The 20,136-nt window shown below is 62.5% G+C and carries 14 protein-coding genes and 1 pseudogene; 4 read left to right on the forward strand and 11 right to left on the reverse strand.

Going from position 1 to position 20,136, the window contains the following annotated elements; translation table 11 throughout:
- Positions 1-52 precede the first annotated feature (52 nt).
- The 3 genes from ACD578_RS23490 (at position 53) to ACD578_RS23500 (ending at position 2,202) form a co-directional block, all read left to right on the forward strand.
- Positions 53-931, forward strand: coding sequence for an SMP-30/gluconolactonase/LRE family protein (locus ACD578_RS23490; RefSeq protein ID WP_404288987.1), 879 nt, complete (start codon positions 53-55; stop codon positions 929-931).
- A gap of 5 nt (positions 932-936) precedes the next feature.
- Positions 937-1,938, forward strand: a complete 1,002-nt coding sequence (locus tag ACD578_RS23495; protein WP_404288989.1) for an aldose epimerase family protein — start codon at positions 937-939, stop codon at positions 1,936-1,938.
- A gap of 87 nt (positions 1,939-2,025) precedes the next feature.
- Positions 2,026-2,202, forward strand: a complete 177-nt coding sequence (locus ACD578_RS23500) for a hypothetical protein (RefSeq protein WP_153885288.1) — start codon at positions 2,026-2,028, stop codon at positions 2,200-2,202.
- A gap of 29 nt (positions 2,203-2,231) precedes the next feature.
- Here the strand turns inward: ACD578_RS23500 and ACD578_RS23505 are convergent, their stop codons facing one another.
- Positions 2,232-4,310, reverse strand: a complete 2,079-nt coding sequence (locus tag ACD578_RS23505; protein ID WP_404288991.1) for a M3 family metallopeptidase — start codon at positions 4,308-4,310, stop codon at positions 2,232-2,234.
- A gap of 51 nt (positions 4,311-4,361) precedes the next feature.
- Complete coding sequence (locus tag ACD578_RS23510) at positions 4,362-5,144, reverse strand: dienelactone hydrolase family protein (protein ID WP_404288993.1); 783 nt, start codon at positions 5,142-5,144, stop codon at positions 4,362-4,364.
- A gap of 194 nt (positions 5,145-5,338) precedes the next feature.
- Between ACD578_RS23510 and ACD578_RS23515 the strand changes: the two are divergent.
- Positions 5,339-7,356 (forward strand): annotated as a pseudogene (locus ACD578_RS23515) (AI-2E family transporter).
- A gap of 6 nt (positions 7,357-7,362) precedes the next feature.
- Here the strand turns inward: ACD578_RS23515 and ACD578_RS23520 are convergent.
- From ACD578_RS23520 to ACD578_RS23560, 9 genes are all read right to left on the reverse strand, one after another.
- On the reverse strand, positions 7,363-8,346 hold the full coding sequence (locus ACD578_RS23520) for a peptide ABC transporter ATP-binding protein (RefSeq protein ID WP_404288995.1): 984 nt from the start codon (positions 8,344-8,346) through the stop codon (positions 7,363-7,365).
- Positions 8,343-9,359 (reverse strand): ABC transporter ATP-binding protein, encoded by a 1,017-nt coding sequence (locus tag ACD578_RS23525; RefSeq protein ID WP_404288997.1) that lies wholly within the window; start codon positions 9,357-9,359, stop codon positions 8,343-8,345. The genes ACD578_RS23520 and ACD578_RS23525 overlap by 4 nt, the downstream gene beginning before the upstream one ends.
- A 2-nt stretch (positions 9,360-9,361) precedes the next feature.
- Entirely contained in the window at positions 9,362-10,273 is a 912-nt protein-coding gene (locus ACD578_RS23530; RefSeq protein ID WP_152710127.1) for an ABC transporter permease subunit, read from the reverse strand.
- Positions 10,270-11,280, reverse strand: a complete 1,011-nt coding sequence (locus tag ACD578_RS23535; protein WP_152710128.1) for an ABC transporter permease subunit — start codon at positions 11,278-11,280, stop codon at positions 10,270-10,272. Before ACD578_RS23535 ends, ACD578_RS23530 begins: the two co-directional genes overlap by 4 nt.
- A 65-nt stretch (positions 11,281-11,345) precedes the next feature.
- Positions 11,346-12,947, reverse strand: coding sequence for an ABC transporter substrate-binding protein (locus ACD578_RS23540; protein WP_152710129.1), 1,602 nt, complete (start codon positions 12,945-12,947; stop codon positions 11,346-11,348).
- A 244-nt stretch (positions 12,948-13,191) separates the two neighbouring features.
- Positions 13,192-15,090, reverse strand: a complete 1,899-nt coding sequence (locus ACD578_RS23545) for a response regulator (protein ID WP_404289000.1) — start codon at positions 15,088-15,090, stop codon at positions 13,192-13,194.
- A 14-nt stretch (positions 15,091-15,104) separates the two neighbouring features.
- Positions 15,105-16,829: a response regulator gene (locus ACD578_RS23550; protein WP_404289002.1), complete on the reverse strand. Its 1,725-nt coding sequence runs from the start codon at positions 16,827-16,829 to the stop codon at positions 15,105-15,107.
- Positions 16,826-17,902, reverse strand: a complete 1,077-nt coding sequence (cheB, locus tag ACD578_RS23555) for a chemotaxis-specific protein-glutamate methyltransferase CheB (RefSeq protein WP_404289004.1) — start codon at positions 17,900-17,902, stop codon at positions 16,826-16,828. The genes ACD578_RS23550 and cheB overlap by 4 nt, the downstream gene beginning before the upstream one ends.
- Before the next feature lie 10 nt (positions 17,903-17,912).
- The gene (locus tag ACD578_RS23560) at positions 17,913-20,114 is read right to left on the reverse strand and encodes a response regulator (protein ID WP_404289006.1); all 2,202 of its coding nucleotides are present in this window, start codon (positions 20,112-20,114) and stop codon (positions 17,913-17,915) included.
- Positions 20,115-20,136: the final 22 nt, after the last annotated feature.

The raw sequence follows: 20,136 nt of genomic DNA on the forward strand, positions 1-20,136 counted from the left end.
CAGACCCAGAAGTGGGGTCACTTCTGGGTCTGATGCTCTAAGGGGAAGAAACATGACACATCCAGCCGTTCATCCGGAAACACCTCATGTGGCGGTGGCGAGTGCCTGCATCGTGGGTGAAGGACCCGTTTGGGACCATCGCTCGAACACGCTCTTCTGGGTCGACATCAAGAACCCGGGCATCTGGCGTTACCATCCGGAGACGACGGAGCATTTTCGCGTCGACGCGCCGGAACGGGTGGGCTTCATCGCCCTGACGCCCGATCAGGATGTGGTCGTCGCCGGCTTCAAGTCGGGGCTTGCCCGCTTCAATCTCGGGACGGGCGAAGTGCAGCCCATCGTGTCTCCCGACAAGGACAAGCCGAACAACCGGATCAATGACGGCCATGTGGGACCGGACGGCGCCATCTATTTCGGCACCATGGATGATGAGGAGAAAGAGGGCTCGGGTGCCTTCTGGCGCTGGGACGGCAAGGAGCTGACCCAGTTCCATTCCGGCATCGTCGTCACCAACGGACCGGCCTTCAGCCCGGACGGGCAGATGCTTTACGCAACCGACACGATGGATGGAACGGTTTATGTTCTGGATGCTCAAGGAGGCCAGATCGGCAAGCCGCGCCCATTCGTCCGCTTCGAAGAAGGGTGGGCCCATCCGGATGGCATGGCAGTCGATGCGGAGGGTAATGTCTGGGTCTGCCACTGGGGCGCTTCGCGCATCACCCGCTTCGCACCGGACGGTTCGGTCGAACGCATCGTGCCGGTTCCTACGGCACAGGTGACGAAATGCGCCTTCGGCGGGCCCGATCTCACCACGCTCTACATCACCACGGCGGCCATCGGCCGCGATTCGCATATCGACGTGATGGCAGGCCATCTCTTCAAGGTCGAGACAGACGTTCGCGGCCTTCAGGCCCACATTTTCGAGGGGTAGGGATCATGACTATCGAGCGTTTCGGCACCTTGAATGGGCAGGATGTGCTGCAGGTCTCGCTGAAGGGACCGGACGGCATGGCGATGCAGGTCCTCACCTGGGGCGCCGTGGTGCGGGATCTCTCCGTGCCACTGGCCGGGAGCTCGCAGCGGGTGGTGCTGGGTCTGAATTCCATTGAGGACTACGTCGCCCATTCCCCTTATTTCGGTGCCATCGTCGGGCGCTATGGCAACCGTATCGGGAAGGCACAATTCATTCTGAACGGCGAGACCTACGGGCTCGATGCCAACGAGGGCGAGAACCAGCTTCACGGAGGCAGCAAGGGCTTCGGCACGCGCCTGTGGAGCATCGTCGACCACACGTCTTACAGCGTAACCGTGAGCTTGGTGTCCGAAGACGGCGACATGGGCTATCCGGGCCGCCTCGTGGCGACCTGCACCTATACCCTCCTGCCGTCGCTTCGCCTTCGGATCGAGCTTGAGGCGACGACCGACATGCCGACGCCGGTCAACCTCACCACCCATGGCTATTTCAACCTTGACGGCGGCCCCGACATTTCCTCCCACGAGCTGACGATCGCAGGCGACTTCATCACGCCGACCCGGCCCGATCTCATTCCGACGGGCGAGATCGTGTCGGTTGCAGGCACCGACTACGATTTCACAGCGCCGAGGCCGATCCATGGGGCGCAGCCCACCCTCTACGACATCAACTACGTGCTGCGCGGGCCCTATGGCGAGCTTCGCCGGGCGGCGACACTGGAGTCACGCCAGAATGGTCTCTCTATGGAATTGTGGACCACGGAGCCCGGCGTTCAGTTCTATGACGGTCATCTGATCGACATGCCGGTCCAGGGCTTGGGCGGCACCCAGTACGGCCGCCATGGCGGGCTTTGCCTTGAGCCGCAGCGCTTCCCCGACAGCCCCAATAAAGCCCATTTTCCATCGTCTATCCTGCCGCGCGGGCAGGTTTCCCGACAGGTCAGCGAGCTCCGGTTCTCTCGTTGAGCGAGGGAACTTTGCTTTTGTGGAATTGTTCTTCTTTGTAGGCGTTGCGTTTCCGGTCAAACACGAACCAAGAAGGGATAGTTCCCCATGCCGGTGCTCGATGCGAAAGCCTTGGAGATCGATCCAAAGGGAGCGGCCTTCCTGAAGAGTGTTTTGCGTCCTATGCCCGTGCCGCAGGCGCCCCCCAAGGAAGCATCCCGGATCGTCAAGATCCGGTTCTACGCGCTGAAGCGGTCAAGGGAGTTCGCGACCGGCGCGGCGTGACGGGCCATTTTCAGGCCCGCCAGCTTTTCTCACGCATCTTCAACCACGGCCGCCAATCCGCGCTTGGCAAGAAGCGCGTCTGCGGTCGGCAGGCGCCCGCGGAAGGCCGTATAGGCCTCGGCCGGGTCGCGCAGATTGCCGGCTGAGTAGATGAAGCACTTCAGCTTGTCCGCCATGTCCTTGTTGAAGGCATCGCCCGTCTCTTCGAAAGCCGTGAAGGCGTCTGCATCCAGCACCTCCGACCAGAGATAGCTGTAATAGCCCGACGAATAGCCATCGCCGGAAAATACATGCGTGAAATGCGGCGTGCGATGCCGCATGATGATCTCGCGCGGCATGCCGATCGTCCGCAGGGTTTCCGCCTCGAAAGCCGACACGTCGAGATTGCCTAGATCCTTGCGGCGGTGAAGCGCCAGATCGACGAAGGCGGAGGACAGATATTCGACCGTGGCGAAGCCCTGGTTGAAATTGCGCGCGGCCATCAGACGTTCGAGCAGTTCTTCCGGAATCGGTTCGCCGGTCCGGTAATGGGTTGCATACCGACGCAGGATGCCAGGCTGCGACAGCCAGTGCTCATAGAGCTGCGAGGGAAGCTCCACGAAATCCGTCGACACGGCCGTGCCGGCAAGCAGCGGATAGGTTACGTTCGAGAGCAGGCCGTGCAGGCCGTGGCCGAACTCATGGAACAGCGTGCGCGCATCATCAAAACTCAGGAGCGACGGCTCACCCGCGGCACCCTTGGCGAAGTTCATCACGTTGACGATGATCGGCCGGATATCGCCGGTAAGCTTTTCCTGCGAGCGGAAGGCGCTCATCCAGGCGCCGCTACGCTTGGACGAGCGTGCGAAATAATCGCCGATGAAGGTACCGATGTGATTGCCGCCCGCATCCAATACCTGCCAGGCGCGGATGTCGTGGTGATAGCGCGGGAAGTCCTTCAGCTCCTCGAAGCTGAGACCGAAGAGCCGGTGCGCCGTCTCGAACGAAGCCTCGATGATCCGATCGAGCTGGAAATAGGGCTTGATGGTCGCTTCATCGAGATTGTGACGCGCCATGCGGACCTGATCGGCATAATAGCGCCAGTCCCACGGCTCGATGACGATATTGTCGCCGATCGATTGTGCCTGGGCCTGCAGATCGTCGCGCTCCTTTTTCGCGCGGGCGATGGCCGGTGTCCAGACGTCGTTCAGGAGCTTCTGCACGTTGTCAGGCGTCTTGGCCATCGTGTCGGCGAGCTTGAAATCGGAGAACGTCTCGTAGCCGAGAAGTTTCGCCCGCTCCGCACGCAAGGCCGCCGTCTCGGCGATGATCGCCTTGTTGTCGGTACCATTGCCATTGTCGCCGCGCGCTGCCCAGGCCTTGAAAGCCTGCTCGCGTAGATCGCGCCGCTTGGAGAATTGCAGGAAAGGCTCAATGCTGGAGCGGGAGAGGGTGATCACATACTTGCCCTTCAACCCGCGCTCCTCGGCAGCCTGAGCCGCTGCTTCGCGTAGGAAAGACGGCAGACCTTCGAGATCGGCTTCGCCCTCGAGAACGAGCTGATAGGATTTCTCGTCCGCCAGCACGTTCTGCGAGAACTGAGTGCCAAGACTCGCCAGCCTCTCGGTAATGGCGGCGAGGCGCTTCTTCTCGTCCGGTCCGAGCTTCGCACCGGCGCGCACGAAAATGGTGTGGTAACGGTCGAGGACGCGGGCCTGCTCAGAGGAAAGACCGAGGCTGTCGCGCTTCTCGTAGAGCGCCGCCACGCGCTTGTAGAGCGCCTCGTTCATGAAGATGCTGTTGCGGTGCTTGGCAAGGATCGGAGCCATCTCGCGCTCGACGGCCTGGATCGCATCATTGGTGTGCGAACCGGCAAGATTGAAGAACACACCACCGACCTTCTTCAGCGTCTGTCCGCTCGTCTCCAGCGCTTCTATGGTGTTGGCGAAGGTCGGCGCCTCCGCATTGTCGGCAATGGCCGCGATCTGCGCCTGCTGCTCGGCGAGCGCCGTGTCGAAGGCAGGTTTGTAATGCTCCGGTGCGATGCTCTCGAAGGGCGGAAGACCGAAAGGCGTGGTCCAGGATGCAAGGAGAGGATTGCCTGAAAGAGCCGTGTCTGAAGCCGTCATGATCGGTCCTGCCTCTGAAAGAAGGGGCTTAGTCTTAATCATCTCATCCGTTCACGGAAAGGGGGCCGGCGTTCGCCGGAGCCGCCGTGCCCGCGAGATGACGCAGCAGGAACTCCAGGGACCGGGCGGTCGCATCGTCTTCCGCCACCCCCTGAAGCCGTGACCCTGTCCGGGATAGACCTTGATTTCATGCGGCACGCTCTGTTGGCGCAGCAGCGCCTCGATCGCATAGGCGTTCGCCACCGGCACGATGGGATCGGCCGAGCCGTGCAGGACCAGGGTTGGCGGCAGCTTGGACGTGGTGGCGATTGCACCCTGCGGCAGCGGCCCGAAATAGTTCACCAGCGCCCTCACGCGCGGATCCGTGCTCGCCACGGCAAGTCCCAGTGCCGCTCCGAGCGAGATCCCGATGATGCCAATGCGATGCGGGTCGGCTCCCGGATGATCCGACGCGAAGGCGAGCGCATCCTGTACCGTGCCCATCCAAGGCATGAAGTTCTGGAACAGGGTGCTGAAGGAAGCTCGCTTTTCGCCGGTGCGGTCGAGATAATGAACGAGGTGAACCTGGTAGCCGGCCGCCGCGACATCGCGGGCGCCTTCACGGTACTGTGTATTATAGTTCAGGCCATCGGCGCCATGGAGCATGAGAACCGTGGGACGGGGCGAGGAGCCGGCCGTCCGGAAGGTTTCGACGGCAATGGCCTTGCCTCCACTTTTGAAGCTGTTTCGTTGCGTGGTGACGGGCATTGCGTTCTGCTTGTCCTGTTGGGCATGAGCGGTCGAAGAGGCAGCAAGGGCTGCACCGATCAGGAGGTTGCGTCTGGTGATCGACATGGGGCTTGGCGTTAGGGCGAGAGTACGGGGGTCTTTGGGAGATGGGATCGGTTTTCCCGTGCTTGCAGATGGCAAAAGGTCCCAGCTTTTCTCGAACAGACAAGCTTCCTGCTCCGCTCAAGGATCGTTTGGCCCTTGGAGGCGTTGTTTGCAGGTCGGCGAGATCGTCTCGCGGCTCAGCAGAGATTGACCGTATGCGCCCCACACCAGCTCCCGTGCCGCCCCCGGAGACGGAAATTCAGCCTCCCGGCGTTCCAGGCCTCTCTGGACTGCTGACCCTGGCTGTGGCGGTTGTCGTGCTGGCTGCCCTCTATGTGGGTCAGGACGTGTTCCTGCCAGTGGTGCTCGCCATCCTCCTGGCTTTCGTGCTCGCGCCTTTCGTCGACGTGATGCGCAAGTGGCACATGGGCCGCGTGCCGGCCGTCATCATTGCGGTGCTCGTCGCCTTGGGCATCATCCTGTCTCTCGGCACCACCATCGGCTTCCAGGTCGCCGGCCTCGCCTCTGACATCCCCCGCTATCAGACTACCATCGAGAGCAAGGTCGGCTCACTGAGGGAGGGCACGCTTGGAAAGCTGCCGGCTCTCCTGAAGGATTTCGGCCGCCGCTTCGATAAAGCCGTCGCCGAACCGCCGCCGGAGCAGCAGGCGCCGGCATCTCCCAGCGTCGCCGCGCCTCCGGCCGCCGAGGAGTCGGGCCCGCTGCCTGTAGAGGTCCATGAGCCGGAACCGACCCCGGCCCAGATGGCCAGAGACCTCCTTCTGCCCCTGCTTGAGCCGCTGGCAACCACAGGCATTGTATTCGTGGTTCTGGTCTTCATCCTCATGCAGCGGGAGGATCTGCGCGATCGCATGATCCGCCTGTTCGGCGCCAGCGACCTTCATCGGACCACGGCTGCCATGGACGATGCGGCGCGCCGGCTCAGCCGGTATTTTCTGACCCAGCTCGCGCTGAATGCCGCCTTCGGCGTCGTGGCTGCCATTGGCTTATGGCTGATCGGGGTGCCAAGCCCCATCCTGTGGGGGTGTTCGCCGCGCTGATGCGCTTCGTGCCCTATATCGGCTCCTTCGTTGCAGCTCTGCCGCCTATCCTGCTCGCCGCCGCTGTCGATCCGGGTTGGTCGATGGCGCTCATGACACTGGCGCTGTTCCTCATCGGCGAGCCGCTGATGGGTCACGTGGTCGAGCCGATCGTGTATGGGCAGAGCACGGGCCTCTCGCCCTTCGCCGTCGTCATCTCGGCGATTTTCTGGACCTGGCTCTGGGGGCCTGTGGGCCTGCTCATCGCAACTCCCCTGACGCTCTGCCTGGTGGTGCTGGGCCGACACGTGGAGCGGCTCGAATTTTTGGATGTGTTGCTCGGCGACCGGCCTGCGCTGACGCCGGCCGAGAACCTCTATCAGCGCATGCTCGCCGGCGACCCGGACGAGGCATTGGAATCGGCGGAACTCCTGCTGAAGGAACGCTCGCTCACATCCTATTACGATGAGGTTGCTCTGAGGGGGCTTCAGCTTGCCGCCAACGATGCAACCCGTGGGGTCCTCACCAAGCTCCAGCTCGAACAGGTCAAGGATGTGATCCGGGCATTGGTGCAGGACCTCGGCAGCCACGACGATGTGGAACCTCACCCGCACGAGACCAAGGACGAGCCCGTCGCGGCACCCGCGAGCGAAAAGCCTGCCAACAAGGAACCGGCAGTGACGCAGCCGATGCCGCCGGAAAGCAATATTCCCGAAGCCTGGAGAGCGGAAGGGGCGATTCTGTGCGTCGCCGGACGCGGCCCGCTGGATGAGGCCGCATCGGAGATGCTGGCGCAGCTTCTGAGCAAGCATGGGCTGGGCACCCGCGTTATCCCGCATTCGGCCGTGTCGCGCCGGGAGATCTTCAATCTCGACATGTCCGGCGTGCAGATGGTGTGCATCAGCTACCTGGAGATCAGCGGCACGCCGGCGCATCTGCGATATCTGCTGCGCCGGCTGAAGCAGAAAGCGAAGGCTCCGACCCTGGTCGGTCTCTGGCCTGCGGAAGATGCGATTCTGAAAAGCGAGACGATGCGCGCCACCCTGGGCGCCAATTACTATGTCTCGTCCTTAAGGGAAGCGGTGGTGCAGGGCCTGAAAGTGGCAACGGGCGAGGAAAAGCTGCCGGAACCGGCCAACACGTCCGCGGCCGAAGAGGCAACGGCAGCCAAGCGACTGCCGTTGCCGGCTTGACCCGGTTTAAGCTGCGGCATCCTTGAGGAAGTTCTCGGCGTAGTGGCAGGCAACCTGACGGCCGTCGAGTTCACGCAATTGCGGACGCTCCACCTTGCAGCGCTCGGTCACATAGGGGCAGCGGGTCGAGAACACGCAGCCTTTCGGCGGGTTGAGCGGCGAGGGCAGTTCGCCTTTGAGCACGATGCGCTTGCGCTTCACGCCGGTGATGCCGGGTGTGGAGGAGAGAAGCGCCTGCGTATAGGGGTGCAACGGGCGGGCGTAGATCCTGTCCTTCGGACCGTGCTCGACCGCGTGGCCGAGATACATGACGAGCACGTCATGGGCGATGTGCCGGACGACGCCGAGATCGTGCGAGATGAAGAGATAGGCAAGGCCCATCTCCTGTTGCAGATCGGCGAGAAGGTTGAGCACCTGAGCCTGAATCGACACATCGAGGGCCGATACCGGCTCGTCCGCGACCACGAGCTTCGGCGAGAGCATGAGCGCGCGAGCAATTGCGATGCGCTGGCGCTGTCCACCTGAGAACATGTGCGGATAGCGATTGTAGTGCTCCGGCCGCAAACCCACCTTCGCCATCATTGCCCGCGCGCGCTCGGTGCGCTCTGAAGAGGACAGCTTGGTGTTGATGGCGAGCGGCTCTTCCAGGATCGTACCCACTTTCTTGCGCGGGTTGAGCGAACCGTAAGGGTTCTGGAACACCAGCTGCACCATGCGGCGCAGCTCCCTGGCATAATTCGACGGCGGATTGACCGCATCGATGCCGTCGAGGGAGAGCGAACCTTCCGTTGGCTTCTCGATGAGCGTCACCATGCGCGCGAGCGTGGACTTGCCACAGCCGGATTCACCCACGACGGCGAGCGTCTTGCCGGGCTCGATGGCAAAGGAAATGCCGCCGACGGCCTGCAGATGGCCCGGCTCCTTGAACAGGCCGCGTTTGACCTTGTAGACCTGCTTCAGGCCTTTGGCTTCGACAACGGGAGTGCTCACGACGCAGCCTCCGTTCCAATGGGGTGATCGTGTTTGATTTCGGCATTCCGGTTCGGATCGCCGAGCGGATAATGGCAGCGAATATGGCCGCCGGCCCAGGGGCGCAGGTCAGGGCGCACGCTGCGCGAATGCTCCGTGGCATAGGCGCAGCGCGGGCTGAACAGGCAGCCCTTCGGGCGGTCGTAGAGGCCGGGAACCACACCGGGGATCGTCGCAAGGCGCCCGCCTTCGCTGCGCTCCGGGAGAGCGGCAAGCAGAGCCGCCGTGTAAGGATGCTGCGGCGAGGCGAAGAGATCCACCGCGGAACGCTCCTCCATGATCTGGCCCGCGTACATCACCATCACACGCCGCGCAGTGTCGGCTACCACACCCATATTGTGGGTGATCATGACGAGTCCCATGTTGCGCTCCTTCTGGAGCGTCATGAGCAGGTCGAGGATCTGCGCCTGGATCGTCACGTCGAGAGCGGTGGTGGGCTCGTCAGCGATCAGCAGCTTCGGATTGCAGGCGATCGCCATGGCAATCATCACGCGCTGGTTCATGCCGCCCGAGAGCTGATGCGGATAGGCGGAGAGGCGGCTTTCCGGCGAGGGAATGCCGACCTGTTCCAGGAGTTCGATGACCCGGCGGCGCGCTGCCTTGCGGTCCATGCCCTCGTGCAGACGCAGGGTCTCGGTGAGCTGGAAACCGATGGTGAAGGACGGGTTCAAACTCGTCATCGGCTCCTGAAAGATCATCGCGACGTCCTTGCCCGTGAGCTTGCGCCGCTCCTTGTCGGAGATCGTCAGGAGGTCGCGGCCGTTGAAGGTGAGCTTGTCAGCTCTCACGCGACCGGGAAAGGGAATGAGCCCCATGAGGGCCAGCATCGTGACGCTTTTGCCGGAGCCGGATTCGCCCACGACGCCGAGAACCTCGCCCTCTTCGAGCTTGAGGCTCACGCCATCAACGGCACGCATGATGCCGCCTTGGGTCGGGAATTCGACCGACAGATTTTCAATTTCGACTAGGGCCATGATCAGCGCTTCAGTTTTGGATCGAGGGCGTCGCGAAGACCGTCGCCCAGAAGATTGAAGGCAAGCACCGTGACGAGGATGGCGAGACCCGGGAAGGTCACGACCCACCAGGCGCGAAGCACGAATTCGCGGGCATCGGCCAGCATGGTGCCCCATTCAGGAGAAGGAGGCTGCGCGCCGAGGCCGAGGAAGCCGAGCGCGGCAGCATCCAGGATTGCGGTCGAGATGCCGAGGGATGCCTGCACGATCAGGGGAGCGGTGCAGTTCGGCAGCACTTCCTTGAACATCAATCGCGTCGTGCCGGCGCCGCTCACGCGAGCCGCCGTCACGTAATCCTTTGAGGTTTCGGTGATCACCGCCGCGCGGGCAAGGCGCACGTAATGCGGTAGGATCACGAGGGCCACCGCCAGCATCGCATTCATTAGGCCAGGGCCGAGCACCGCCACGATCACGATGGCGAGCAGGAGGCTTGGCAGCGTGAGGACGATATCCATCAGGCGCATGATGAAGATCTCGGTCAGGCCACGGAAGAAGCCTGCCACGAGTCCGAGCACGGTGCCGATCGCGATCGAGATGGACACCACCACGATGCCGATGAGCAAGGACAGCCGCGCGCCGTAGATCAGACGGGACAGGATATCGCGCCCGATGGGGTCCGTGCCGAGCGGATAGGCTATCGAGCCGCCTTCCTGCCAGAACGGAGGCTTGAGCGCGATGGCTGTGTTCGTGACATTGGGGTCATGAGGGGCGATCACGTTCGCCAGCAATGCGACGAGCACCACGGTGACAATGATCACGAGCCCGGCAACAGCGCCATGGTTGGCGCTGAAATAGCCCCAGAACTCGCGGAGGGGATGGGGCGGGGTGGCCGTCGGCACTGCGACGGCGGGGGCTTCCATGGTTTCAGTGGTCATCGCGTATGCCTGATGCGAGGATTGATGAGCCCGTAGGCAAGATCGACGAGAAGGTTCACGCCCATCACGACGACGCCGAGCAGAAGGGCGCCGCCCTGCAGTACGGGATAATCGCGGCGGAAGATGGCATCGATGAGCCATTTGCCGACGCCCGGCCAGGAAAAGATGGTTTCCGTGAGGATCGCGCCGGTGAACAGCACGCCTACCTGCAGGCCGATCACCGTTACAACGGGAATGAGGGCATTGCGCAGGGCATGCAGGGCGACGATGCGGAACCGGGAGAGTCCCTTGGCCTTGGCGGTGCGGATGTAATCCTCACCGAGCACTTCCAGCATCGCCGAGCGCGTCATGCGGGCGATGACGGCGAGCGGAACGGTGCCGAGCACGATGGTGGGCAGGATCAGGTGGTTCACCGCCGACCAGAAGGCTTCGGGCTCATCGGAGAGCAACGTGTCGATCAGCAGGAAACCGGTGATCGGCTCGATGTAGTACAGCACGTCGATCCGGCCGGAGACCGGGGTCAGGTCGAACTGCACCGAAAACAGCAGGATGAGGATCAAGCCCCACCAGAAGATCGGCATGGAATAACCGGCGAGCGAGATGCCCATAACTCCATGGTCGAAGATCGAGTTTCGCTTGATTGCAGCGATGATGCCGGCCGGAAGGCCGAGAACAAGCGCAAAGATGATGGCGCAAAGAGCCAGCTCGATGGTGGCTGGGAACAGCGCCGAGAACTCGTTCAGTACTGGCTCCTGCGTGATCATCGACTTGCCCAGATCGCCTTGAAGGACGCGGGCCAGGTAGATTCCATATTGGACGATGATCGGCTTATCGAAGCCGTATTCCTTGCGGAGCTGCTCGTGGCGGGCAGGGTCGATGCCGCGCTCGCCGGCAAGCGTTTCGATGGGATCGCCTGGCACCAGGCGGATCAGGAAGAAGGCCAGCAACGTGATTCCGATGAAGGTCGGAATGATCAGGCTGACGCGAGTTAAGATGAATCTGAGCATCGTCTGAACGTAAAAAGGCGGAGCGGCTTTTTTGAGCCGCTCCGCCGCAGGTTGATGGGATTAGCTTACTTGCCCTTGAGGTCCACGCCGTAGAAGGTGTGGCGGCCGAACGGCGAGAGCTTGAAATCCACGACTTCCTTGCGGACCGGCTTCAACTGCACGGCGTGAGCGATCGTGAACCAGGGAGCCTGCTCTTTGAAGATCTTCTGAGCTTCTTGATAGAGCTTGGTGCGCTCGGCCTGGTTGGTCACGACCTTCGCCTTCGTCACGAGATCGTCGAACGGCTTGTAGCACCACTTGGCGATGTTCGAGCCGGAAGCGCTCTGCGCCGAGGCGCAGCCCAGCAGGGTATGCAGGAAGTTGTCCGGATCGCCGTTATCGCCGGTCCAGCCGAGCTGAGCCATCTGGTGCTCGCCGGCCTGGGCCCGCTTGCGGTACTCACCCCACTCGAAGCTCTTGATTTCGGCCTTCACGCCAATCTTGGCGAGATCGGCCTGCATGAGCTCGGCGATGCGGCGCGCATTCGGGTTGTAGGGACGCTGAACCGGCATGGCCCAGAGGTCGGTCTCGAGACCATTCGGGTAGCCAGCTTCCGCCAGGAGCTTCTTGGCCGCTTCGGGGTTGTACTCGTCTTCCTTCACGGAGTCGTTGTACGACCACATCGACGGCGGGATCGGGTTCTTGGCCGGAACGCCGGAGCCGAGGAAGACGGCATCGACGATAGCCTTCTTGTTCATGGCCATGTTGACGGCCTTGCGGACGCGCACGTCGTCGAAGGGCTTCTTCGTCGTCTGGTAGGCGAGGTAGCCGATGTTCAGGCCGGCCTGCTCCATGAGCGTGACGTTCGGGTCCTTCTTGATGGCCTCGATGTCAGCCGGGTTCGGATACGGCATGACGTGGCATTCGCCCTTCTGGAGCTTCGCCCAGCGGACGGAGGCATCCGGGGTGATGGCGAACACGAGATCGTCGATCTTCGCCTTGCCGCCCCAATATTCAGGGAAGGCCTTGAAGCGGACGATGGCGTCCTTCTGGTAGTTGACGAGGGTGAACGGGCCCGAGCCGATTGGATCCTGGTCGATCTTCTCCGGGGTGCCGGCCTTCAGCATCGCGTCGGCATATTCTTTCGACTGGACGCCGGCCCACTGCATAGCGAGGTTCGACAGGAAGGGAGCTTCAGGCTGGTTGAGGGTGATGCGGACGGTGTAGTCGTCGACCTTTTCCACCGACTTCAGCAGCTTGGGCATGCCCATGTCCGTGAAGTAGGAGTGGTTCGGGCTCGTGACCTTGAAGTAAGGATTGTCTTCCTTCCACTGGCGCTCAAGCATGAACACAATGTCGTCGGCATTCAGGTTTCGGGTCGGCTTGAAGGCCTTATTGGAGTGGAACTTCGCGTTCTTGCGGATATGGAAGGTGTAGACCGTGCCATCAGCCGAGATGTCCCATTTCTCGGCGAGGCCGGGAACAACCTGCGTGCCACCGCGCTCGAAATCCACGATGTTGTCGTAGATGTGCTCGTTGACGTCGAACGAAGTGCCGGTGGTGTTGATGCCGGGATAGAAGTTTTCTGGGCTGCCCTCGGAGCAGTAGACGAGGGTTTTGGCGGCCAGCGGAGCGGCGGCCAGAAAGGCCGGAACGCAGATGGCTGCGAAAAGGGCTGATTTTTTCATTACCTAGGTCCTCTGAGACGGCTCTACTCGTGGCCGTTCTGTGACGGAGTTAAGGTGCGAAGCCCCGATAATGTCAATCTGTCCATGCAACAATGGATAATTTTTAAAAGAAATTTACCATTTTCTGCCTCTGCGGCAGTTCAAATCAGCACCGTCAGGGGTCAATTTTCCGCGATTCTGAATGCTTTTCGGCCAAAGTCGCCCCAAAAGCCCTTGCCCACAATTGGCGGCCCGGGAGGCATCGTCAGATGGACGAGCTTCGATCCTGATCCCAGCAGGTCGCAGCGGTAACCTTCGCAGCCAGATCGGCGCGGCTGAAGGGCTTGTGGAGCATCAGATAACCGTTCGGAAGCCGCTTCGGATCGGCATATCCCGTCACGAGCAGGATGCTGAGGTCGGACCGTATCTCTCTTGCCTTGTCGGCCAAGTCGGTTCCTGTCATGCCGGGCATCGCAAAATCGGCAATGAGGACATCGATCTGATCGTCCGCCTTCAGGATGTCGAGGGCTGACAATCCGTCTGCAGCCTCCACAACCCGATGTCCCATCTCGTTAAGATAGGCGGCCGTCACAGTTCTCACTTCCGCATCGTCATCGACGAGAAGAATGCGCATCTTGGGCGCGTTAGGTGCAATCGCCGGCTCCTCCTGCGGACCGTCCTCCCGCTCAACGGCCGCACGGGACAGGTAAAGCTCGACAGTCGTGCCTGCCCCGATCGTGCTGTGAATGGTCACGGTGCCGCCGGATTGCTGCGCCAGCCCATAGACCATGGGCAACCCGAGTCCTGTTCCCTTGCCAACCTCCTTCGTGGTGAAGAAGGGCTCGAGTACCCTCGCCAGAACCTCCGGTGGAATGCCGCTGCCCGTATCTTTGACAGAGATCACCACGTACTCACCACCGCTCAACTCCGTAATCCTTCCCTCTTCCACTGTCTCGTTGCGGGTCGAGAGAGTGAGGACCCCGTTCTCGGTCATGGCGTCGCGGGCATTGATGCACAGGTTGAGGATCGCGAGTTCGAGCTGATCCGGGTCGACCATGGCCGTCCACAAGCCATCATGAAGATGCCGCTCGATCCGGATGACGCCGCCAAGCGTACGCGTCAGCAGATCGTTCATGCCGGTGATGACCTGGTTCACGTCCACGGCCTGCAGCCGCAGGTCGCGTTGGCGGCTGAAGCTCAGGAGCCGCTGGGTCAGGGAGGCGCCGCGCTCCGCCGCATAGGTGGCGTTTTGCAGCAGCCGGGTCAGCCGTGGATCGTCAGGCGCCCGGCGCGAGGCGAGATCCAGGCTGCCGAGGACAGCCATCAGCAGGTTGTTGAAGTCGTGGGCGACACCGCCAGCGAGCGTCCCGAGGGCCTGCATCTTGTCCGCCTGCCGCAGGCGCATCTCCATCAGCTTGCGCTCGGTGATGTCGCGCTCGATGGTGGCGAGGTTCGTGACGGTTCCTGCCTCATCCAGGATCGGAATATGGTTGATGAGGACCCACTGTGTCGTACCGTCGGGCGAGGTTCGCTCGTCGATCACATCGTCGGGCGCGCGCGCCGCAATGGCACGGCGCTCCGCCTCCTCGATCATCGTAGCCCGTTCTGGCGAGACATAGTCCCTTTCCTTGCGGCCCAGGCAATCTTCCGAGTTGCACCCTAGGCTTCGCGCCTTGCTGGCGTTCAGGCGGACGAAGCGGCCGTCCAGATCCTTGAACGAGATCAGATCGCCCGTGCTTTCCATCAGCCCGCGCAATAGCGCGCGCTCCGTGTCGAGCTTGCGGGCCAGCATGCGCCGCTGATAGGCCGCGGCCACCATGTTGGAGAGGGCGGCCGGATCCCAGGGTTTCGGAACGTAGGCCATGATGCGGCCCTTGTTGACCGCACCGATCACGGCCTTGAGATCCGCATAGCCGGTGAGAAGGATCGCATCGGCATCGGTCTCGTGGCGGGCCTTGGCCAGGAACTCGTCGCCCTGCATCTCAGGCATGCGCTGATCCGAGATGATGATGGCGATGTCAGGTTCCTGCCGGATGATATCGAGCGCTTGGATTGGAGACGAGGCCGTCAGAACCCGGTAGTCGTTCTCGAACAGATCCTCGAGCGCGATCAGGATGTCCGGTTCGTCATCGACGACCAGGATCGTGCCATTGGTTGAAGTCATCTCGCTCGACAAGGTCATGAAACAATATGCCTCGGGATCGTGATGGTGAAGCTGGCGCCCCCCAAGGCGCCTGAATCCACCGCAATCGATCCTTTATGGGCCTGGACGACGCTATAAGCGATAGCCAGACCAAGTCCAGTTCCAGACCCGACGGGCTTGGTGGTAAAGAACGGTTCGAAGATGCGTTCCCGCAATTCCCCTGGAATTCCCGGACCTGTATCGCTGATCTTGATGGTATAGGTTGTCTCGTTGTTTGCAGTTTCAATGTCTATGCCACCGGTGCCCTTGATCGCATCGGCGGCATTTCCGACGATGTTCATGACCACCTGGTTCAAAAGGGCCGGGGAGCAATAGAGGTCTGGGACGGCGTTGTAATGGCGGCGCACGTCAATCCGGGTGCCGAGCTTATGGCCAAGGAGCGCCAGCACGGTCTCAATGGATTCGGGCACGTTGATCGTCTGAAAATCGCCTTCGTCGAGCCGTGAAAAGCGCCTCAGGTTGAGAACGAGTTCCTGAATCCGCGCAAGGCCAAGCTTCATCGCACCGACGCGATCGCGTGATTTCTGCACCTGCCGCTCAAGGCCTCCCTCCGGTGGGAGTTTCGCGGCAATCTCGGTGAGCAATTTCTCCACAGTCCCCTGGTGCGCCTGGATGAAGGCGAGGGGATTGTTGATTTCATGGGCGATGCCGGCCACCAGTTCGCCAAGCGACGCCATCTTGGCCGCCTGGACGAGTTGGGCCTGAGTGCCTTTCAAGAGGTCGTTGGCCTCTGCCAGTTCGCTGTTGGCTTTGGCCAACGCGTCCGCTGAGGCAGCCTCTGCGCGGGCCTTGGCGAGGGCCAGCTCCTGCTCGCGCAGCTCAGCCTCGATGCGCCAGTTCTCGTCCTGCATGAGCTTACGCCGGACGAGCGCGCGAATGCGCACGCGCATCACATCGGCCTCGATTGTGGAGGGAACGATATCGTCCACGCCCGCGGCAAAGGCGCGTGCGAGCATGTCACCGCCCTCCTCGTCGCCCTGACCGACAATGGCAAAGCTTGGGGCATCCGTGCCTGGCAGGGGCGCGAGCCCGCGATAGAGATTCAGCTGTCGGCACAACTCGATGCCGTCGAAGTCCGGGCTGAGCAGGTTGATCAGAATGCAGTCCCATTTGGCATCTGGCGAGCGGACCTGCCGGAGAGCTTCGGTCGGCTCCGAGACCGGCGTCACCGCATATCCTTCATGGGCCAGCAGGTTCTGGAGATAGGTGCGGCGTGTCGGGCTGTCGTCCACGATCAGGACGCAGGCCCGGCGGAAGGTGCCGAAGCTGGGGGATTGCCGCTCTTCCTTGGAATCGCCAATGGGGGATGAGCGACGGCGTAGCAGCGCCTGGATCCGGAGAACGATCAGCTCCTGCTCGGCGGATTTGGAGATGTAGGCATCCGCGCCGCTCTCCAGGCCTTGGCGCTCGACCGCACGCTCACGCGCTTCCGTCAGCATGATCACCGGGATCGCCCGCGTCCGCACGTTGAGGCGCATCTGGCGGGTCAATTCGTCCCCGTTCATGCCGGGCAGGTGGAAATCGGCGATGATGAGGTCGGGCAGCTTTTCGTTCAGGCTGTCGAGGGCGGCTTCCGCCGTAGAGCGCCACGAGACGTGAAAGCCGCTCGTTTCCAGCATATGGCGCAACTGCAGCGCCTGCGTCTCCGAGTCTTCAACCAGGAGGATCTCGGCCGCCTGCGCAACGGATCCTGCGCTCATTCGCCGTCTCCCCGCGCCAGTCTCAGGATGCGTGGCGCAATCAGGTCGAGGGGCAGGCTGACATTGACGCCGCCCATGCGGGTCGCCGCTGCCGGCATACCATAAACGACGGCGGTGCTTTCATCCTCTGCCAGTCCATAGCCCCCGGCCTGGCGCATCTCGACGAGGCCCTGCGCCCCATCCTCGCCCATGCCGGTGAGAATGACCCCGAGCCCCCTCCGGCCCACCGACCGGGCCATTGATTGGAACAGCATGGTGGCAGAAGGTCGCTGATTGCCCACGGGCGGTTCCGCACTCACCTTCAGGGCGCCCGCAGGAGAAAGCAGCAGGTGCCGGTCACCGGGAGCGACATAAACATTCCCGGCCGTCGGGATCTCATGATCCTGGGCCAAGCGGACCTTCAGAGGCATCAGCCCGTTCAGCCAGGAGGCGAAGCCCTCCATGAACGGAGCCCCCATGTGCTGGACGAGGAGGATCGGTAGCGGAAAGTCCTCCGGGAGGGCTCCCAGGACCTTGGCGAGGGCTGGCGGCCCGCCCGTGGAGGCGGCAATGCCCATGATGCTCGGGAGTGTCGCGCTCCATTCCGGATCGCGCTTGGGGGCCGTATTCGTGATCTTATCGCGCCATGGTGCGAACGAGCGCTGTCGGACGACCGGTACCTGGCTCATGATGTAGAGTTGGGTGCAGATGGTGCTGGCGATCCCCGCATAATTGGCGCTGGAGAGGCCGACAGGCTTTTCCACTACCGTGAGCGCACCGGCCCGGAGCGCATTCATGGAGATCTTCAGCGAAGAGTCCTCAATGCTGTCGGCAATGACAACGATGGGCGTCGGGTGCTCCGACATGATTTGGCGTGTCGCTTCGAGCCCGTCCATTCCCGGAAGGCGGATGTCCATGGACACGACGTCCGGTTGCACGCGGCCGATTTCCCGGAGCGCCTCCTCGGCCGAGCTGACGGCGGCTGCGACTACGAGGCGCGGATCGCTGGCGATGATATGGACGAGCAGCTGACGGACGACGAGGGAATCCTCGACGACCATCACACGGACCCGTGGTTGAGACGCCATACTCATCGCCGGAAACTCACAACACCTGCCCGATCGTTGCCAGGAGTTCGCGCTGATCGAACTTCTGCTTTGTAATATAGGCGCTCGCGCCCAGATCGAGACCCTTGCGTACATCCTCCGGGTCGGCGCGCGAAGTCATGAGGATCACGGGAAGGGTGGACAGCCGCTGGTCGTTCTTGATCGCCTGCAGCAGGCCGAAGCCGTCCATGCGCGGCATTTCCACGTCGGCAATGACGAGATCGACGATGGCCTCGCCCGAGCGCAGCACGTGGAGGGCGTCGATGCCGTCAACGCTGAGGAGAACCGCGTAGCCCTGCGCTTCCAGGATACTCTTCTCAAGGGTGCGGGTTGTGATGGAATCATCGACCACGAGAATGGTCCTCGCCCGGCGTCCCTCCTCGGGAGCCCATCGGGTCAGGCCTAGGCCTCCGGCCGCGAGCTTGCCTTCGTTCTTTACCCAGTGCTCGACCAACTTGTCCGGGCTCAGCACGAGGGCCGGCAACTCGTTTTCCAGAAGAACGGTGCCCGAAACCAACTCGTTCAGGCCGATCGCCTGGACGTCGCTGACCAGCATTGTGCGAACATCGTGGAATGCATTGACGGCGAGCGCACAGGTGCGGGAACCATGACGGACGAGCACGGCCTTCACGTGTCCTGCCTCTGTGGGGAGGGGTGCATTCGGGGATCCTGTCAGGGTAGCGAGGGCGACGACTGGAACGATAACGTCTTCTCCCCCGATCTCGATCCGTGCCGTGGGACGGCCTTCCACACTTTCCAGCGTACTGGCAGGCAGCCGCAGGAGGCGCTCCACTGCATGGGATGGCAAGCCGAACGTCCGCTCCTCGGCTTCCAGCAGCAGCAGCGGCTGGCGCGCCGCCGTGAAAGGCACGTTCAGCAGAACCTCTGTTCCATGAGGATAGCGCGGCCGCAGCAGAACCGAACCTTGCAGCTTGCGAACCGCTTCCGCGACGACGGAAAGCCCCATGCCGCGGCCCGACAAGCGGTCGACTTCGCCAGCCGTCGAGAAGCCGGGGGTGAAGACGAGGGACAGCAGCTGATCCATCATCGGCGGGAGATGGCCTGCATCCCGCGGCTGCAGCAGCCCGCGTTCGACGGCGACCTGCTCAATGCGCGCCAGATTGGGGCCGCGTCCGTCGTCGCGGATGCTGATGGCCAGACGTCCGCCACGGGAGGCCAATTCCAGGCTCACCTCGGCCCGCTCGGGCTTACCCTTGGCGACGCGCTCCTCCGGCGGCTCGGCACCGTGGCTCACCGCATTGCGGAGAAGGTGCATCACGGGATCCTTGAGGGCCTGAAGCACTTGCCGGTCTACCTGAATGTCGAGGCCGATGCTGCGCACATGCACGTCGCGTCCGGCTTTGCGCGCGATCTCGCGCACCATATGGCCGAAACCGCCGAAAACGGTTTCCGCCGACACGAGAGATACGCGGTCAATGCTGTCACGCACCTGGCGTGCCGCCTGCTCAATGGACCAACTCGATTGCCTTCTGTCCCGGGACAGGGCGGACAGCCTGCGAAACAGCGCTTTCAGGCCCTGATCGAAATCGCGCAGGCGTGGAGCAATCGATGGGCCGTTGCGGCCCTGTTGTGCTTGTGCTGCGTGACCGAGGGCGTTCACCTGCGCATGCAGCTGATCCCAGCCTCTCCTCAAGCCACGAATCTCCAGCTCGATCTGCCGCAACGTCTCGTCGATCCCTTCATCTGCCTGCAGCTCCGCCAGGAGCTGGTGCATGGAATTGGACAACTCCTCCATCTGCTCGACGGCAACGCGGAGATAGGAGCCTGTGCCTGTGTCGGCGGAAGCATCCGTCTTCGGGCCATCTGGTTCCGGTTCAAGCACCACGGGCTTCGACGCCGGGGCTGAGGGCGTCTGCGGTCCTGACGGCTTCAGGACATCCGCGACAAGATCTTCGATGAGGTCGAGATTCTGCCGCACCGTGGCGATGGCGGGGTCGTCCAGGGCTTGTTGCCCATCGAGCACCTGGGAGAAGAGTGCTTCGAGCTGGTGCGCGACCTCTTCCACCGCCGGAAGGTCGACAGCGCGGGCTGCTCCTTTGAGGCTGTGCGCCCGGCGAAAGACATCCGTCAGGTCGATCTCCCCCCCGCCTGCATGATCGAGCGCGGTCCGGATCGCCTGAAGATGCTCCCGGTGCTCCGCCTCGAAGGCTGCCAGCAGCTGCTTGCGAATATCCGTCACGATGCGCGCGTCCCCATGGTGA

The organism is Microvirga sp. RSM25 (assembly GCF_044784385.1).
Lineage (GTDB): Bacteria > Pseudomonadota > Alphaproteobacteria > Rhizobiales > Beijerinckiaceae > Microvirga > Microvirga tunisiensis.

Bases quoted from the DNA above. Each gene is read 5' to 3' on its own strand.
- ACD578_RS23525 (WP_404288997.1), bottom strand. From the start codon at position 9,359: ATGGCCCTAGTCGAAATTGAAAATCTGTCGGTCGAATTCCCGACCCAA.
- ACD578_RS23510 (WP_404288993.1), bottom strand. From the start codon at position 5,144: ATGTCGATCACCAGACGCAACCTCCTGATCGGTGCAGCCCTTGCTGCC.
- ACD578_RS23500 (WP_153885288.1), top strand. From the start codon at position 2,026: ATGCCGGTGCTCGATGCGAAAGCCTTGGAGATCGATCCAAAGGGAGCG.
- cheB (WP_404289004.1), bottom strand. From the start codon at position 17,902: ATGAGTATGGCGTCTCAACCACGGGTCCGTGTGATGGTCGTCGAGGAT.
- ACD578_RS23535 (WP_152710128.1), bottom strand. From the start codon at position 11,280: ATGCTCAGATTCATCTTAACTCGCGTCAGCCTGATCATTCCGACCTTC.
- ACD578_RS23540 (WP_152710129.1), bottom strand. From the start codon at position 12,947: ATGAAAAAATCAGCCCTTTTCGCAGCCATCTGCGTTCCGGCCTTTCTG.
- ACD578_RS23530 (WP_152710127.1), bottom strand. From the start codon at position 10,273: ATGACCACTGAAACCATGGAAGCCCCCGCCGTCGCAGTGCCGACGGCC.
- ACD578_RS23545 (WP_404289000.1), bottom strand. From the start codon at position 15,090: ATGACTTCAACCAATGGCACGATCCTGGTCGTCGATGACGAACCGGAC.
- ACD578_RS23550 (WP_404289002.1), bottom strand. From the start codon at position 16,829: ATGAGCGCAGGATCCGTTGCGCAGGCGGCCGAGATCCTCCTGGTTGAA.
- ACD578_RS23490 (WP_404288987.1), top strand. From the start codon at position 53: ATGACACATCCAGCCGTTCATCCGGAAACACCTCATGTGGCGGTGGCG.
- ACD578_RS23505 (WP_404288991.1), bottom strand. From the start codon at position 4,310: ATGACGGCTTCAGACACGGCTCTTTCAGGCAATCCTCTCCTTGCATCC.
- ACD578_RS23495 (WP_404288989.1), top strand. From the start codon at position 937: ATGACTATCGAGCGTTTCGGCACCTTGAATGGGCAGGATGTGCTGCAG.